This is a genomic window from Azospirillum thermophilum, from assembly GCF_003130795.1.
GTDB classification, from domain to species: Bacteria; Pseudomonadota; Alphaproteobacteria; order Azospirillales; family Azospirillaceae; genus Azospirillum; species Azospirillum thermophilum.
Map to the genome: position 1 here is coordinate 133,353 of NZ_CP029357.1, position 14,571 is coordinate 147,923.

Consider the following 14,571-nt stretch of genomic DNA (forward strand, 5'->3'; position numbering starts at 1 on the left):
CACTCCCTGTTCTATGGTTGCTGCATTCTGTGCTTGAGGTCCAGGCTGCCCGCCGGGAGCCCGCGCCGCGCCGGCCGCCTCCGGGGGCGGGCGGTCAGGCCGCATCCTCCCGGTTCAGTTCCGCCACGATCGCCGGCTCGGAGGTTCCGCTGAGGACGAAGCGCTCGCCGACCGCGGTCAGGTAAACCAATGTGACCGGCATGCCAAGATGCATGGTGCGGCGCTCCACCACCAGACAGGCCGTGCCGCGGTCGATGTTCAGCTTTTCCGCCACCTCCGCCGATGCGGCGACGGCGCGGGCGATGTGCTGGGCGGTCGACCAGGGGACATGCTGCGACAGCCAGCGGCCGGGCGGCACGTCGCGGAAGTCCTCCTCCGCCGCGTCGGGCACGGCGTCCAGGTTGATCCATCGCCGTTCGAGCTGCAGCGGCACGCCGTCGCCCAGATGCAGGCACTCGACCGACAGCAGCGGCGCCTCCGCCGCGACGTCCGGCCAGTGCGTGCCGTTGCGGCCGTTCGCCACCGTCTCGCGGCGCAGGATCCGGTGCTCGTAGAGGCCGCCCCAGCCGGCCACCACCTCGCCGATGTCGGGGATCGGCAGCACGAAGCCGCCCTGGCGCTGGGCGGCGACGAAGGTGCCGGCCTTGCGCCGCCGTACCAGGAACCCCTCGCGCGCCAGCATGCCGATCGCCTTGTGCGCGGTCTGGCGCGACACCCCGTAATGGGCGGCGATCTGCTCCTCGCCGGGCAGCCGTTCGCCGACCGCCAGCCCGCCGCGCAGGATCTGCCGGGCGAGCGCGCGCTTCAACTGGGTGAAGAGCGGCCCTTTCCCGTCCAGACGCTCCGCAAGGCGCGGGGCCGGCTTGCCGGTCATCGTCCCGCCGCTCCGCCGCCGGCCTGCGCCTGCCCGGTTGCCTGGATGGACTGGCGGTGCCGCTTGGACTCGGCGATGCGGTTCTGGATGTGGTCGCCGGCCTGGATCGGCGGAAAGTTCGGCGCGTCGTCGAGGTCGAGCGCCGCCAGCAGTTCCCGCGAATCGACCAGCGCCGTGTAGGTCGGGTCGTAGAAGGTGGCGATGGACAGCCGCTCCTGCCCGCTGCGGTTGACCACGCGGTGCGGCGTCGACTTGAAGCGCCCGTTGCTCCAGCGCTCCAGCAGGTCGCCGACATTCACGACGAAGCTGCCGGCCATCGGCGGTGCCGGCACCCAGGCGCCGTCCAGCCGTTGCGCCTCCAGCCCGCCGGTGCCGTCCTGGTACAGCAGCGTGATGCAGCCATAGTCGGTGTGCGGGGCGACGCCATACTGGTCCTCGCCCATCTCCGCCGGCTGCGGCGGGTAGTAGATCGCCTGCGTCCGCTGCATCGGCTTGGCGTAGCGCGCGTCGAAGAAGGACTCCGGCAGGCCGAGCGCGAGCGCCACGCCGCGCAGCAGCCGCGCGCCGCATGCGCCGGTCTCCCGGTAGTAGGCCTCCATCGCCGGCCGGAAGCCGGGCGGGCCGTCGGGCCAGCGGTTGGGGCCGCGCAGGGGCTGGCCGGCCAGCACGTCCGGATCGGTCTCCGGCAGGTCCAGCCCCATCTGGAAGAACTCTTTGAAGTCCGGCCGGCTGGCGCCGTACATCAGCGCGCCGCCGATGGCGTGCCAGCCGCGGAAGCGGGCATCCGCCGCCGCCCCGGCCTTCGCCTCGGCCGGTTGGCGGAAGAACAGCCTCGCCTCGGCGAGCGCCGTGTCGATGACCTCCTGCGGCACACCATGGCCGGTGATGTAGAAGAAGCCGGTCGTGCCGCAGGCTTCGGCGATCCGTTCACCGACCTCCCGCCTGTCGGCGAAGTCGGGGGAGCACAGGGCGGCGACGTCGATGATGGGAAGACCTGGATCAGACATATCGCATCTCTCCCAGGATCATGCCGCAAGCGGATTTTCTTGAGGAAATCCGTCAGGAAGCGGTGCCTCACGCTGTTGGGGCAAATGTTATGTACGTACAAAAACCATGTCAACACGCAAAGCCGCTTTTTTGTCCATCGCAGAACTATGCATAGTTTTTGTGCGTAGCTGATCACGGGATTTGCAGCGGGATGGTGAAGAACGCGTCATCGCGCTGTTGAGTCCGTATGATGGCCGAGCCGCCAGGGACCGCGCCCCATGCCCCACATCGTGCTGCTCGGCGACTCCGTCTTCGACAACACCGCCTATGTCGGCGGCGGCCCGGACGTGATCCGGCTGCTGCGGGAACGGCTTCCGGCCGGCTGGCAGGCGACGCTCTGCGCGGTGGACGGGGCGGTCACCGGCAGCGTGGCGCGGCAGCTCGACCGCCTTCCCGCCGATGCGACCCATCTGGTGCTCAGCGCCGGCGGCAACGATGCGCTGGGCCATGCGCGGGTGCTGGACGAGGGGGCGCGCTCGGTCGCCGGGGCGGTCGTCCAGCTCGCCCAGGTGCGCGAGCAGTTCCGCGACGACTATGCCGCCATGCTCGACGGCGTGCTGGCGCGCGGGCTGCCGCTGGCGGTCTGCACCATCTACGACGCACGCTATCCCGACCCGGTGCGGCAGCGGCTGGTCGTCACCGGCCTGTCGCTCTTCAACGACATCATCACCCGCGCCGCCTTCTCGCGCGGGCTGCCACTGCTCGACCTCCGGCTGATCTGCGACGATCCCGGCGACTACGCCAACCCGATCGAGCCGTCGGTGCAGGGCGGCACCAAGATCGCCAGGGCGATCCTGCGGCTGATGACGGCGCATGACTGGTCCTCGCCGCACAGCAGCGTGATCGCCCGCTGATCCGGCGTCCTCCGCAGCGGCTTTTCCCTGGAGTACTCCATATTGTATGTACATAATCCCTGCAGTTCAGGCGACCGCCGGGTTCCGCCGTCCGCAGGGAGTGAGAGGGTATGGAGGTCTTCGGGTTCCGCGCCGCGCGCCGGCCGGTGCTGGTCAGCATGCCGCATGTCGGCACCGCCCTGCCGGACGGCTTCGCCGACCGGCTGGTTCCCGCGGCGCGCGGCCTGTGCGACACCGACTGGCACCTGCCGCAGCTCTATGATTTCCTGGAGGATCTCGGCGTCGGGCTGATCCAGGCGCGCTACTCGCGCTTCGTCATCGACCTCAACCGGCCGAGCGACGACACGCCGCTCTACAGCGGCGCCACAACCGGCCTCTGCCCCTCCACCCTGTTCGACGGCCAGCCCCTCTACCTGCAGGGCGCCGAGCCCGACAAGGCGGAGGTCGCCCGGCGGGTGGAGACCTACTGGCGGCCCTACCACGAGGCCCTGACCGCGGAGATGACGCGGCTGCGCGAGCGGTTCGGCCGGGCGGTGCTGTTCGACGCCCACTCCATCCGCTCGGTCGTGCCGCGCCTGTTCGAGGGGCGGCTGCCCGACCTCAACCTCGGCACCAACGACGGGCGCAGCCTCGACGCCGGTCTCGGCGCCCGGCTGGAGGCGGTGTGCGCCGCCGCCGGGGCGGACGGCTTCACCCATGTGCGCGACGGCCGCTTCAAGGGCGGCCACATCACCCGCCATTTCGGCCGTCCGGACGAGGGCTGGCACGCCGTCCAGCTCGAAATGGCGCAGCTCACCTACATGCGGGAGGAGCCGCCCTTCGCCTTCGACGGGACGCGCGCCGGGCGCATCCGCCCGCATCTGCGGCGCTTCGTCGAGACGCTGGCCGCCTGGGCCGACGGCAAGGACTGAGGGACCGGGTCGAGGAGACGGGAGGGACGACGATGGACCGCTTGACCGGCCTGTTCTGCGACCGCGCCCTGCTGCCGGACGGCTGGGCCGGCGACGTGGCGCTCCGTTTCGATGCGCAGGGGGCGCTGGCCGCGGTGGAGGTCGGGGCCGCCGCCGGCGACCTGCCGCGCGCCGCCGGCCCGGTGATCCCCGGCATGCCGAACCTGCACAGCCATGCCTTCCAGCGGGCGATGGCCGGGCTGGCCGAGCGGGCCGGACCGTCGGAGGACAGCTTCTGGACCTGGCGGGAGGCGATGTACGGCTTCGTCCGCCGCCTCACCCCCGACGCGGCGGAGGCGATCGCCGCCCTGCTCTACATGGAGATGCTGAAGCAGGGCTATACCGCGGTGGCGGAGTTCCACTACCTGCATCACGACACCGACGGGCGCCCTTATGCCGACCGGGCGGAGATGTCGCGGCGCATCCTCGCCGCCGCCGACACCGCCGGCATCGGGCTGACCCATCTGCCGGTGCTCTATGCCCACAGCGGCTTCGGCGGCAGGCCGCCATCCGACGGGCAGCGGCGCTTCATCAACGACGTGGACGGGCTGCTGTCGATCGTCGCGGCGATGCGCGGCGCGCTCGACGGCCGGGCCGGCCGCCGCGTCGGGCTGGCGCTCCACTCGCTGCGCGCCGTGACGCCGGAGGAGATGCGCGACGCGCTCGCCGGACTGGAGGCCATCGCCCCCGGCGCCCCCATCCATATCCACATCGCCGAGCAGACGGCGGAGGTCGACGACTGCGTCGCCTGGAGCGGCCGGCGTCCGGTGGAATGGCTGCTGGACAACGCGCCGGTGGACGGCCGCTGGTGCCTCGTCCACGCCACCCACCTGACCGGGACGGAAGTGACCGGCCTCGCCGCCACTGGCGCGGTCGCCGGCCTTTGCCCGACGACGGAGGCCAATCTCGGCGACGGGCTGTTTCCCGCCGTCCCCTTCCTGGCGCAGGGCGGGCGGTTCGGCGTGGGGTCGGACAGCCACATCTCGGTCTCGGCGGCGGAGGAGCTGCGCATCCTGGAGTATGGCCAGCGGCTGGTGCAGCGGCGGCGCAACGTGCTGCGGGCCGGGCCGGGAGCGTCGATCGGCAGCGGCCTCTATCAGGCGGCGGTGGCGGGCGGCGCCCGGGCGCTCGGCCAGCCGGCGGTGGAGGGCGGCATCCGCGTCGGTCAGCCGGCCGACCTCGTCGTGCTCGACGCCGACAACCCGAAGCTGCTCGCCCGCCGGGACGACAGCCTGCTCGACGCCTATGTCTTCGCCGGGGACGGCCATGCCGTGCGCGACGTCATCGCCGCCGGCCGCCCGGTCGTCCGCGACGGCCGCCACCTGCGCGAGGACGCCATCACCGCCGCCTACCGCCGCGCCCTCGCCGCGCTGGGGGAGGCGGCGTAGCGGGATCCGGACAGCGGGCCGTGCCGGGCGGGCGGCGGTCCGGCCGGCTCAGCCGTTGCCCATCAGCATGCGGTAGCGGATCTGGTCGAAGACGACCGCGAGGATCAGCAGCCCGCCGAGCAGCACCATCTGCAGGTAGGAGCCGATCTGCGCCAGGTTCATCCCGTTCTGCACCAGAACGATGAAGAAGGCGCCCAGCACCACGGTCTCCACCCGGCCGATGCCGCCGCGCAGCGAGACGCCGGCGATGACGCAGGCGGCGATGGATTCCAGTGCGATCGTGCCGCCCAGGTTGGCCTCTCCCGACTCCACGCGGGCGGTGAGCAGGAGGCCGGTCAGCGCGGCGACGAGCGCGCACAGCGTGTAGGCGAAGACCAGCGTGCGGCGGGTGTCGATGGCCGACAGGTGGGCCGCCTTGATGTTGCCGCCCACCGCATGGATGTGGGCGCCGGTGCGGGTGCGCGCCATCACCACCCAGATGAGGCAGACCGCCACCGCGGCCACCAGCACCGGCACCGGGACGCCGAGCCAGCGTCCGAAGCCGAAGAGGTCGGCGAACTCGTGGGGCAGGCCCGACACCGGGACGCCGCCGGTCAGGAACAGCGAACCGCCGGCCGCGACCGAGCTGACGCCCAGAGTCATGATGAAGGGCGACACGCCGAAATAGGCGACGCCGACACCGTTGGCCACGCCGACCAGCCCCGCCGCCGCGCAGCCGGCGAGCGCGCCGAGCACGATGACCGGCACCACCGCGTCGGGCAGCACGGCCCCCAGCGCCGCCATGACCAGCGCCGAGACCACCGAGGTGAGGGCGACCGTCGCCCCGACCGACAGGTCGAAGCCGCCGGTGATCAGCACCACCATCTGCCCCAGCGACACCAGCATCAGATAGACCGACTGGCGCGCCACATTGACGAGGTTGTCCACCGTCAGGAACCGGTCGGAGGCGGTGCCGAAGACGATGATGGCGGCGAGCAGGAAGAAGGGCAGCACGCCCAGCCGCAGGAACAGCGCGCGGCTGAGCGCCCGCAGGCGGGGGGACGCGGTGGTCGGGACCGGTTCGGTGGAGGAGGTGGCGCTCATGCGGGCAGTCTCGCGGCTTCGGATTGCAGGGGGACTCCGGGGGGCGGAGGATCGTCGAAGAAGTGGGCGAGGATGGCGGCTTCGCTGATGGCGTCGCCCTCCAGCTCGGCGGCGATGCGGCCGTGCGAGAAGACCAGCAGCCGGTGGGCGAGGTTCATGACCTCCGGCAGGTCGGAGGAGATCACCACCACCGCCTTTCCGGCCTCCGTCAGGTCGCGGATCAGCCGGTAGATGGCGGCGCGGGCGCCCATGTCGACGCCGACCGTCGGCTCGTCGAAGATGTAGAGGTCGTAGTCCCGGCCGAGGCCGCGGCCGAACAGCGTCTTCTGCTGGTTGCCGCCGGAGAGCTGGGCGACCGGACGGCCGCGATAGGCGGGCGGCAGCTCGACCCGCTCGGCGGTCACCTCGCAGCGGCTGCGGATCCGCCGCCAGGGCAGCAGGCCGAACCGTCCACCCGACCCCTCCAGCATGCCCTGGGCGAGGTTGTCGCGGGCGGTGAAGGCGAGCTGCAGCCCTTCGGTCTTGCGGTCGGGCGGCAGGTAGCAGGCGCCCGCCAGCATCAATGCGCGGGTACCGCGGCCGGTGACGTCCCGGCCCTTCAGCGTCACGTGGCCGGCCTCGACCGGCAGCAGCCCCATCAGGGCACGGAAGCCGCGCGACTTGCCGGAGCCGACGAGGCCGGCGATCCCCAGCACCTCGCCCGGCCGCACCTCCAGGTCGATGCCGTGGACGCCCCAGGCCCGCAGCCCCTGGACGCGGAGCAGCGGCGGGCCGGGATTGCGGGCGATGACGGGATAGACCTCGGCGATGGCGCGGCCGGCCATCATCTCCAGCAGCTCCGCCTCGCTGGTTCCGGCCATGGCGACGGTGCCGATCTTGGCCCCGTCGCGCAGCACGGTGACGCGGTCGGCGATGCGGGCGAACTCCTGCATCCGGTGCGAGATGTAGATGATGCCGACGCCGCGCGCCTTCATGCGGGCGATCACCGCGAACAGATGGTCGACCTCGCGGTCGGTCAGCGAGGCGGTCGGCTCGTCGAGGATCAGGATGCCGACCTCGCCGTGCAGCGCCTTGGCGATCTCCACCATCTGCTGCTCGGCACGGCTCAGCGTGGCGACGCGGCGGCGCGGGTCGATCGGGAAGTCGAGGTCGGCGAACAGGGCCCTGGCCCTGCGCAGCATGGCGGCGCGGTCGAGGAAGGGACCGCGGCGCGGCTCGTCGCCGAGGAAGAGGTTCTCCGCCACGGTCAGGGTGGGGACCAGCGAGAATTCCTGGAACACCGCGGAGATGCCGGCGGCGCGGGCGTCGGCGACGCCGGAGAAGCGGACGTTGCGGCCGCGCACCAGGATCTCGCCGTCGCTGGGGGCGGACACGCCGGCCAGCAGGGAGATCAGGGTGGACTTGCCGGCGCCGTTCTCCCCGAACAGCACATGGACCTCGCCGGCATGCAGGTCGAAATCGACCCGGTCGAGCGCGGTGACGCCGGGATAGCGCTTGGTCAGGGCAACGGTACGGATCAGGACGGAATGGGACATGCGGGCGTGTCCTGGATTGGGGCGGTCGCGGGCCGCCTCCGGCCCCCGGTGGTCGTGGGGGGTGGGGCCGGAAGGCGGCCCGCGTGCCGTCGCTTCGCCGCGGTTACTTCACGCTGAAGACCGGGGTGAAGGACTCCGGGGAAGGATGGCGTCGCGCGGCACCTTGTCGACGTTGGCCTTGTCGACGACGAAGATCTTCGGGCCGACATGCTTGACGAGCTCCTGCTTCTCCAGCGCGCGCACCGCCTGATCGACGGCGATGCGGCCCTGGATGACCATGGAGTCCGCAGGCGCCGCCTGGATGAAGCCGCGCTTGATGCCCTGGTGGACGCCGGGGGTCATGTAGAAGGCGATCAGGCCGATCCTGTCGGTCAGGCCGCGCTCGCGCAGCAGACCCTGGGCCGCCTCGGCGGTCACGGCGGTGCCGGCGATGTACTTCACGTCGGGAGTCGCCTGCAGCACATCCTCGACGAGGCGGAGCTGCGCCTCCTTGCCGGTGTCGCCGTAGCGCGGCTCAAGCACCTCGACGGCCGAGCCGGCGACCGCCTCGTGGAAGCCCTTGTTGGCCGCCTCCACCCAGCCGGCGCCGGCCGGGCCGGGGAACCAGCCGACCTTGACCTTGGGGCTGCCGGCGGGATGCTTCTGCGCGAGATAGCGGCCGGCCTCGTAGCCCATGGTGTGGAAGGAGACCAGCGACTTGGCGGTCAGCGCGGGAGAGGAGATGCCGTTGATCACGTCGATCACCGGGATGCCCTTCTTCGCCACCTCGCCCACCAGATTGTTAAGTCCGTCGAGCGAGATGGCGCCGATCACCACGGCGTCGGCGCCGCGCGCCACGCAATTCTCGATCTGGCTGATCTGCTTGTTCAGCTCGGTGTAGCCGCCGGCCTCCACCACGTTGACCTTGACGCCCAGCCGCCGGGCCTCCTCGACCACGCCGTAGTCGACGCCCAGCCAGTAGGCGTCCTTCATGTGCGGGAAGGAGACGCAGATGTCCCACGGCTTCGACGCCTTGGGCAGCGGCGTGTAGGAGATGTCCTTCGGCTTGCCCTCGGCGGAGAAGGCGGGGACCACCTCCGCCGCCGGGTAGGGGAACCAGTCGGCGGCGGACGCGCTGCCGGCAGAGACGGCGAGGGAGGCGGCGAGGCAGGATCCCAGGAAAAAGGCACGAGCGGGGGCAGTCATGCGGGTGGTCTCCACGGCATGGGATGGACGGTCGGGGATGGGGAGCGGGGAAGGGGCCGGGGGCGGCGCGGCCGGCCGCCCCCGGTGTCAGGCGGCGAGCGCCTCGCGCAGGCGGGCCAGCCGCTGCGCCTCGTCGGCGCGGGCGGCCAGCGCCTGCTCCATGTCCACCTTGACGAAGCGGACGGCGGTGTGCGGCTGCATCTGGCTGATCAGGTCCATGTCGGCGGAGACCACCGCGCCCAGCGTGAAGTAGCCGCCGCCCGACACGGCGTCGCGGTGCAGCACGATGGGCTCGGTGCCGCCCGGCACCTGGATGGAACCGTAGGGATAGCAGGCGTCGACGATGTTGGAGGGGTTGGAGCCGGCGCCGAAGGGCTGTTCGCGCGGGTTGAAGGTGAAGGGCCGGCCGCCGCGGAACCGGTAGCCCATGCGGTCGGCCTCCGGGGCCACCTTCCACTCGTCCTCGAAGAAGTTGCGGCCGGCCTCCTCGGTGATCAGGCGCCAGTAGAGGCCGGGCAGCACGCGCAGCTCCGCGCTGCGCTCCACCGTGCGGCGCAGCGCCGCCGGCACCTCCATGCCGTGCTGCACGGCCCGCGGGGACCCGAGCGGCACCATGTCGCCGCTCGCCAGCGCCCGGCCGTGGTAGCCGCCGAGCGCGCCGATGATGTAGGTGGAGCGGCTGCCCAGCGCCGGCGGGGTGTCGATGCCGCCGGAGATCGCGATGTAGGCGCGGGCGCCGCCCCTGAGATAGTCGAAGGACAGCACCTGGCCGGCACGCACCGGGAAGGCCGTCCAGGCCGGGTGCGGCTCGCCGTCGACGCGGGCCGGCAGGTCGGCGCCGGTGACCGCGACGGTGGCGTCCACCTCGAATTCGAGCTGCGGCCCCATGAAGACGGCCTCCAGCGCGGCGGCTCCCTCCGGATTGCCGACCAGCAGGTTGGCGGCGCGCAGCGCATAGCGGTCCATCGCCCCCGACATCGGGATGCCGAGATGGAAATAGCCGGGCCGGCCGAGGTCCTGGACGGTGGTCAGCAGGCCGGGGTTGAGAACCTTAAACGCCATGGAGAGCCTCCATCAGCCGCTGGTTGGTGCCGTCGATGTCCGCGTTGAAGGCGTCGAGGTCGAAAGTGACCTTCCGGATGCGCGGCTCGTAGCGGTTGGCCGCGACGTCGGCGGTGATGGCGTCGTATTCCTCGCGGTCGATCGGCTTCCACTTCACGATGTCGCCGGGCCGGAAGAACACCATGAACTCGCGCAGGTAGGAGACCTTCTGCGTCGGGTCGTAGATCGGCATCGGCGTGATGCCGAACATCTGGTAGCCGCCTGCCCCGCGGACGGAATAGATGCAGCCGAAGCAGCCGCCATGGCCGATGGTGTGCTTGGGCGTGTCGGTGCGCGGGCGCAGGTATTTCGGCACCTGGATCTGCCGCTCGCGCTCGACGAGCTGGTAGAGGAAGGGCAGCCCGGCGACGAACCCCACCATCGAGACGAACCAGGGCGAGGCGTGGTGGGCGTGGATGAACTGCTCCACCGTGTCGTAGCCGTTCATCCGCGCGGCATAGTCGAGGTCCGTGCCGGCCGGATCCTGGTGCCGTTCCCGGAAGCGCATCAGCGTCTCGGTGGTCCAGGGATCGCGGTAGTAGACGGGGATCTCGACGATCCGGGTCTGCAGCCGCTTGTCGGCCTTCTCCGCCGCCTGTTCGAGGGACTGCAGCGTGCTCATCAGCCGGTCGGGGGCGATGCGGTCCGGGTCGAACTTGATCTGGAAGCTGCCGTTCGCGGGGCAGACCTCCGTGATGCCGTCGATGTGCGCGGCACGGACGGCGTTGGTGATGGACATGCTCTTGAAGAACGCTTCCAGCGACATCTCCTCGTCCATCTCGACGAAGATGTGCTCGTCGCCACCGTAGGAATAGCGGGTCTTCATCCGGTGCTCCTATTGCGCGGTCATCGTTGCGCGGCCGTGGGGGACGGAGGGGTGAAGGCGGGCTGCCCGGCGAGCCAGGCCTCGAGGAACCGGGTGTGGCCCTTGCCGGCCCGGATGTCGGGGTCGGCGGCCAGCGCCTTGTGCAGCGGGATGGTGGTGCTGAGGCCGGCGATCTCCAGCCGTTCCAGCGCCCCGGCCAGCCGGTCGATGGCCTCGGCGCGGGTCGCGCCGTGGACGATCAGCTTGCCGAGCAGGGAGTCGTAGAAGGGCGGGACCGTATAGCCCTCGTAGATCATCCCGTCGAAGCGGAGGCCCGGCCCTTCCGGGACCGCCAGCCGGACGACGGTGCCGGGGCAGGGCAGGAAGCCGGCGGCGGGGTCTTCGGCGTTGATGCGCACCTCGATGGCGTGGCCGGTGCGGCGGACCTGCTCCTGGGTCACCGGCAGCGGCTCCCCGCCGGCGATGCGGATCATGGCGGCCACCAGATCGATGCCGGTGATCATCTCGGTCACCGGATGCTCGACCTGGATGCGGGTGTTCATCTCGATGAAGTAGAAGGCGCCGGACGCCTCGTCATAAAGATATTCCAGCGTCCCGGCCCCGCGGTAGCCGACGCTCTCGGCCAGCGCCACGGCCGAGGCGCAGAGCCGGGCGCGGGTCGCCTCGTCGAGGCAGGCGGCCGGGGCCTCCTCCCACACCTTCTGGCGGCGGCGCTGGAGGGAGCATTCGCGTTCGAAGGCGTGGACGGCGCGGGTGCCGTCGCCGAGGACCTGCACCTCGATGTGGCGGGCATCGACGATCACCCGCTCCAGGTAGAGGCCGCCGTCGCCGAAGGCGGCCTGCGCCTCCGACTGGGCCTGGGGGGCGAGGCGGCGCAGCTCGTCCGGCGTCTCGGCGATGCGGATGCCGCGCCCGCCGCCACCCGCCGCCGCCTTGATCATCACGGGGTAGCCGATGGCCTCGGCGGCGGCCAGCGCCGCCTCCACGCCGGCGACGCGGCCGTCCGAGCCGGGCACCACCGGCACGCCGGCGGCGATCGCGGCGTCGCGCGCCGCGGCCTTGTCGCCCATGATGCGGATGGTCTCCGCCGTCGGTCCGACGAAGATCAGGCCGGCCTCCTCCACCGCCTGGGCGAAGGCGGCGTTTTCCGCCAGGAAGCCGTAGCCGGGATGGACGGCGTCGCAGCCGGCCTCCTTCGCGGCGGCGACGAGGCGGGGGCCGTCGAGGTAGGAATGGCGGGCCGCCGGACGGCCGACGCAGACCGCGGCGTCGGCCATGCGGACCGCCAGCATGTCGCGGTCGGCCTCCGAATAGGCCTGGACCGTCCCGATGCCGAGCGATCGGGCGGCGCGGATGATGCGGACCGCGATCTCGCCCCGGTTGGCGACGAACAGGCGCCGGATCGCCATCGCCTCAGCCTTCCAGCTCGACGAGGACGACGCCGGCCATCACCGGCTCCTCGTCCTCGACGGTGAAGCGCAGCACGGTGCCGGCGCAGTCGGCCTTGATCTCGCTGAAGCTCTTCATGACCTCCACCAGACCGATGACGTCGCCGGGCTCGACCCGGTCGCCGACCTCCTTGAAGGGCGGCTGGTCGGGGGCGGGGCGGCGGTAGAAGGTGCCGGGAAGGGGAGAGCGGATCTCGGGCATCGGAACGGTCCTTCTGGCTGGATCGGGTAAGCGGGCTGCCGGGTGGCCGGGCAGTCAGGTCGTAGGCAGTCAGGTGGTTTGGGCGATCACGTCGGCGGCGGCGGCGATGCGGATGCCGTCCTTCAGCAGGGCGGTGCGCACCGCGGTGCCGATCGCCAGCGCGCCCGGCGTGTCGGAGTGGAAGCAGATCGAGTCGAAGGCAATGTCGATGTCGTCGCCCTCGACCGTCCGCACTTTCCCCTCGCGGCAGGCGCGCACGCACTTGTCGGCGACCTCCGCGGGATCGAGCGGCCGCATGCGGCGGGCGAAGACGATGGAGCCGCTGCGGTCATAGTCGCGGTCGGCGTAGAACTCCCGCACCACCGGCAGGCCGGCGGCGCTGGCGACGGCACAGGTCTTCGACACGTCCATGCAGAACAGCAGCGTGTCGGGGCTGGACTTCAGCAGCGCATCGACCATCAGGCGGGACAGCGTCTCGTCGCGCGCCGCCTCCATGTAGAGCGCGCCGTGCGGCTTGACGTGCTGCAGCCGGGTGCCGTGGCGGCGGGCGAACTCGCGCAGCGCGCCGACCTGGTAGAGGATGTCGTTGACCAGCTCGTCCGGCTTGGCCTGGATGACGCGGCGGCCGAAGCCCTGCAGGTCCCGGTAGCCCGGATGGGCGCCGAGCGCCACGCCGCGTTCCACCGCCAGCCGCACCACGCGATCCATCAGGTTGGGATCGCCGGCATGGAAGCCGGTGGCGACGTTGGCCGAACTGATGAGGTCCATCAGCGCGTCATCGGTGGCTTCGCCCAGCGTCCACTGACCGAAGCCTTCGCCGAGGTCACAGTTGAGGTCGACCATAGTGCGAGGCAACGCCTTACTCCCTTGCTTTGGGCCCCCGGCCGATGCTTGCGGAGCGGCGGCCGGCAGGATTGCTTGGAGTACAAGCGTATGACATCCCGAACCGTTGACAATTTTTAATTTCTGCGTTTGCTATATTGGAAAATCAGAACGCAAAATCGGGCCAGAAATTAGGCAGACTCCAAGCCAGACGCGGGTCCGTGATCGTTCCTGGCCGATCAAATCATAGGCATTTTCTGATTTTCCGGTACACGGCAGCAGAAAAAGCGGGGGTGCCGATGTTGAATTTCCGCCATGTGAAATATTTTATCGCCACCGCCAACCTGGGACAGGTGTCGCGGGCGGCGCGGGAGCTGTCGATCTCCCAGTCGGCCATCACCTCCGCGATCAAGGAGCTGGAGGCGGAAATCGGCGGGCGGCTGTTCGTCCGCACCGCACAGGGGATGGAGCTGACCGACACCGGCCGCCGCTTCCTCGCCGCCAGCCACCGCATCATGGCGAGCGTGGAGGAGGCGCTGCATCCCGCCGACACGGCGGCGGAGGTGGCGGGCAGCCTGTCGATCGGCGCCAGCTACACGGTGCTGGGCTATTTCCTGCCGCAGCATCTGGAACGGCTGGAGCGGCGCTATCCCAACCTGCGCATCCACATCCACGAGCTGACGCGCGAGATGATCGAGGACAACCTGATCACCGGCCGGCTCGACATGGCGGTGGTCCTGACCTCGAACATCAACAACCCGGAACTGACGACCGAAACGCTGATGAGCAGCCAGCGGCGCCTGTGGGTGCCGGCCGGCCACAAGCTGCTGGAGCTCGATTCGGTGGGGCTGCAGGACGTGGCGGAGCACCCCTACATCATGCTGACGGTGGACGAGGCCGCCCACTGGACGACGCGCTACTGGAGCGCTTCCCCCTTCCGGCCCAACGTCCGGCTGCGCACCTCGTCGATCGAGGCGGTGCGCTCCATCATCGCCAACGGCCAGGGCGTGACCATCCTGTCCGACATGGTGTACCGGCCCTGGTCGCTGGAGGGAAAGCGCATCGAGACGATCATCATGCGCGAGCGTGTGCCGGCGATGGATGTCGGGCTGGCGTGGCGCCAGGGCGTCGAGCTGACGCCGGCCATGCGCCTGTTCCGCACGCATTTCAGCGACGTCTACCAGACGCCGCAGAGCCGCATGCCGCGCTGAGGTCCGGACCGCTCCCGTCGCGCGGCAACTGGAAAGGACGCGCCC

At 70.8% G+C, this 14,571-nt stretch carries 13 protein-coding genes and 1 pseudogene; 4 read left to right on the forward strand and 10 right to left on the reverse strand.

The window, feature by feature from the left end:
- Positions 1 to 94: 94 nt before the first annotated feature.
- Complete coding sequence (locus DEW08_RS25585) at positions 95 to 874, reverse strand: histidine utilization transcriptional repressor HutC (protein ID WP_109332640.1); 780 nt, start codon at positions 872 to 874, stop codon at positions 95 to 97.
- Entirely contained in the window at positions 871 to 1,881 is a 1,011-nt protein-coding gene (locus tag DEW08_RS25590; protein ID WP_109332643.1) for an isopenicillin N synthase family dioxygenase, read from the reverse strand. The genes DEW08_RS25585 and DEW08_RS25590 overlap by 4 nt, the downstream gene beginning before the upstream one ends.
- A gap of 258 nt (positions 1,882 to 2,139) precedes the next feature.
- Here DEW08_RS25590 and DEW08_RS25595 point away from each other — a divergent pair, with 258 nt between their 5' ends.
- The 3 genes from DEW08_RS25595 to DEW08_RS25605 all read left to right on the forward strand — a co-directional run bounded on the left by DEW08_RS25595 (position 2,140) and on the right by DEW08_RS25605 (position 5,113).
- Entirely contained in the window at positions 2,140 to 2,775 is a 636-nt protein-coding gene (locus tag DEW08_RS25595) for an SGNH/GDSL hydrolase family protein (protein WP_109332644.1), read from the forward strand.
- Positions 2,776 to 2,885: 110 nt separating this feature from the next.
- Positions 2,886 to 3,686, forward strand: a complete 801-nt coding sequence (gene hutG, locus DEW08_RS25600; protein WP_109332645.1) for an N-formylglutamate deformylase — start codon at positions 2,886 to 2,888, stop codon at positions 3,684 to 3,686.
- A gap of 32 nt (positions 3,687 to 3,718) precedes the next feature.
- Complete coding sequence (locus DEW08_RS25605; RefSeq protein ID WP_109332646.1) at positions 3,719 to 5,113, forward strand: formimidoylglutamate deiminase; 1,395 nt, start codon at positions 3,719 to 3,721, stop codon at positions 5,111 to 5,113.
- Between the two features lie 48 nt (positions 5,114 to 5,161).
- Here the strand turns inward: DEW08_RS25605 and DEW08_RS25610 are convergent, their stop codons facing one another.
- From DEW08_RS25610 to DEW08_RS25645, 8 genes and pseudogenes are all read right to left on the reverse strand, one after another.
- Entirely contained in the window at positions 5,162 to 6,196 is a 1,035-nt protein-coding gene (locus tag DEW08_RS25610) for an ABC transporter permease (RefSeq protein ID WP_109332647.1), read from the reverse strand.
- The gene (locus DEW08_RS25615) at positions 6,193 to 7,731 is read right to left on the reverse strand and encodes a sugar ABC transporter ATP-binding protein (RefSeq protein ID WP_109332648.1); all 1,539 of its coding nucleotides are present in this window, start codon (positions 7,729 to 7,731) and stop codon (positions 6,193 to 6,195) included. Before DEW08_RS25615 ends, DEW08_RS25610 begins: the two co-directional genes overlap by 4 nt.
- A gap of 103 nt (positions 7,732 to 7,834) precedes the next feature.
- Positions 7,835 to 8,916: pseudogene (gene torT, locus DEW08_RS25620) on the reverse strand (TMAO reductase system periplasmic protein TorT).
- Positions 8,917 to 9,003: 87 nt separating this feature from the next.
- Positions 9,004 to 9,978: a 5-oxoprolinase subunit C family protein gene (locus DEW08_RS25625; protein WP_109332660.1), complete on the reverse strand. Its 975-nt coding sequence runs from the start codon at positions 9,976 to 9,978 to the stop codon at positions 9,004 to 9,006.
- On the reverse strand, positions 9,968 to 10,843 hold the full coding sequence (locus DEW08_RS25630) for a 5-oxoprolinase subunit B family protein (RefSeq protein WP_109332661.1): 876 nt from the start codon (positions 10,841 to 10,843) through the stop codon (positions 9,968 to 9,970). The genes DEW08_RS25625 and DEW08_RS25630 overlap by 11 nt, the downstream gene beginning before the upstream one ends.
- A 20-nt stretch (positions 10,844 to 10,863) precedes the next feature.
- Positions 10,864 to 12,252 (reverse strand): acetyl-CoA carboxylase biotin carboxylase subunit, encoded by a 1,389-nt coding sequence (locus DEW08_RS25635; RefSeq protein ID WP_109332662.1) that lies wholly within the window; start codon positions 12,250 to 12,252, stop codon positions 10,864 to 10,866.
- A 4-nt stretch (positions 12,253 to 12,256) separates the two neighbouring features.
- Positions 12,257 to 12,493: an acetyl-CoA carboxylase gene (locus DEW08_RS25640; RefSeq protein WP_109332663.1), complete on the reverse strand. Its 237-nt coding sequence runs from the start codon at positions 12,491 to 12,493 to the stop codon at positions 12,257 to 12,259.
- A 69-nt stretch (positions 12,494 to 12,562) separates the two neighbouring features.
- A complete protein-coding gene (locus DEW08_RS25645) occupies positions 12,563 to 13,348 on the reverse strand; it encodes a 5-oxoprolinase subunit PxpA (RefSeq protein WP_109332664.1) in 786 nt (261 codons plus the stop codon).
- A gap of 266 nt (positions 13,349 to 13,614) precedes the next feature.
- Here DEW08_RS25645 and DEW08_RS25650 point away from each other — a divergent pair, with 266 nt between their 5' ends.
- On the forward strand, positions 13,615 to 14,526 hold the full coding sequence (locus tag DEW08_RS25650) for a LysR family transcriptional regulator (protein ID WP_109332665.1): 912 nt from the start codon (positions 13,615 to 13,617) through the stop codon (positions 14,524 to 14,526).
- The last annotated feature ends 45 nt before the right edge of the window (positions 14,527 to 14,571 follow it).

What these genes read in the sequence shown, in the direction of transcription:
- DEW08_RS25590 (WP_109332643.1), bottom strand. Translation starts at nt 1,881, where the DNA reads ATGTCTGATCCAGGTCTTCCCATCATCGACGTCGCCGCCCTGTGCTCC.
- hutG (WP_109332645.1), top strand. Translation starts at nt 2,886, where the DNA reads ATGGAGGTCTTCGGGTTCCGCGCCGCGCGCCGGCCGGTGCTGGTCAGC.
- DEW08_RS25630 (WP_109332661.1), bottom strand. Translation starts at nt 10,843, where the DNA reads ATGAAGACCCGCTATTCCTACGGTGGCGACGAGCACATCTTCGTCGAG.
- DEW08_RS25605 (WP_109332646.1), top strand. Translation starts at nt 3,719, where the DNA reads ATGGACCGCTTGACCGGCCTGTTCTGCGACCGCGCCCTGCTGCCGGAC.
- DEW08_RS25640 (WP_109332663.1), bottom strand. Translation starts at nt 12,493, where the DNA reads ATGCCCGAGATCCGCTCTCCCCTTCCCGGCACCTTCTACCGCCGCCCC.
- DEW08_RS25650 (WP_109332665.1), top strand. Translation starts at nt 13,615, where the DNA reads ATGTTGAATTTCCGCCATGTGAAATATTTTATCGCCACCGCCAACCTG.
- DEW08_RS25585 (WP_109332640.1), bottom strand. Translation starts at nt 874, where the DNA reads ATGACCGGCAAGCCGGCCCCGCGCCTTGCGGAGCGTCTGGACGGGAAA.
- DEW08_RS25635 (WP_109332662.1), bottom strand. Translation starts at nt 12,252, where the DNA reads ATGGCGATCCGGCGCCTGTTCGTCGCCAACCGGGGCGAGATCGCGGTC.
- DEW08_RS25595 (WP_109332644.1), top strand. Translation starts at nt 2,140, where the DNA reads ATGCCCCACATCGTGCTGCTCGGCGACTCCGTCTTCGACAACACCGCC.
- DEW08_RS25610 (WP_109332647.1), bottom strand. Translation starts at nt 6,196, where the DNA reads ATGAGCGCCACCTCCTCCACCGAACCGGTCCCGACCACCGCGTCCCCC.
- DEW08_RS25625 (WP_109332660.1), bottom strand. Translation starts at nt 9,978, where the DNA reads ATGGCGTTTAAGGTTCTCAACCCCGGCCTGCTGACCACCGTCCAGGAC.
- DEW08_RS25615 (WP_109332648.1), bottom strand. Translation starts at nt 7,731, where the DNA reads ATGTCCCATTCCGTCCTGATCCGTACCGTTGCCCTGACCAAGCGCTAT.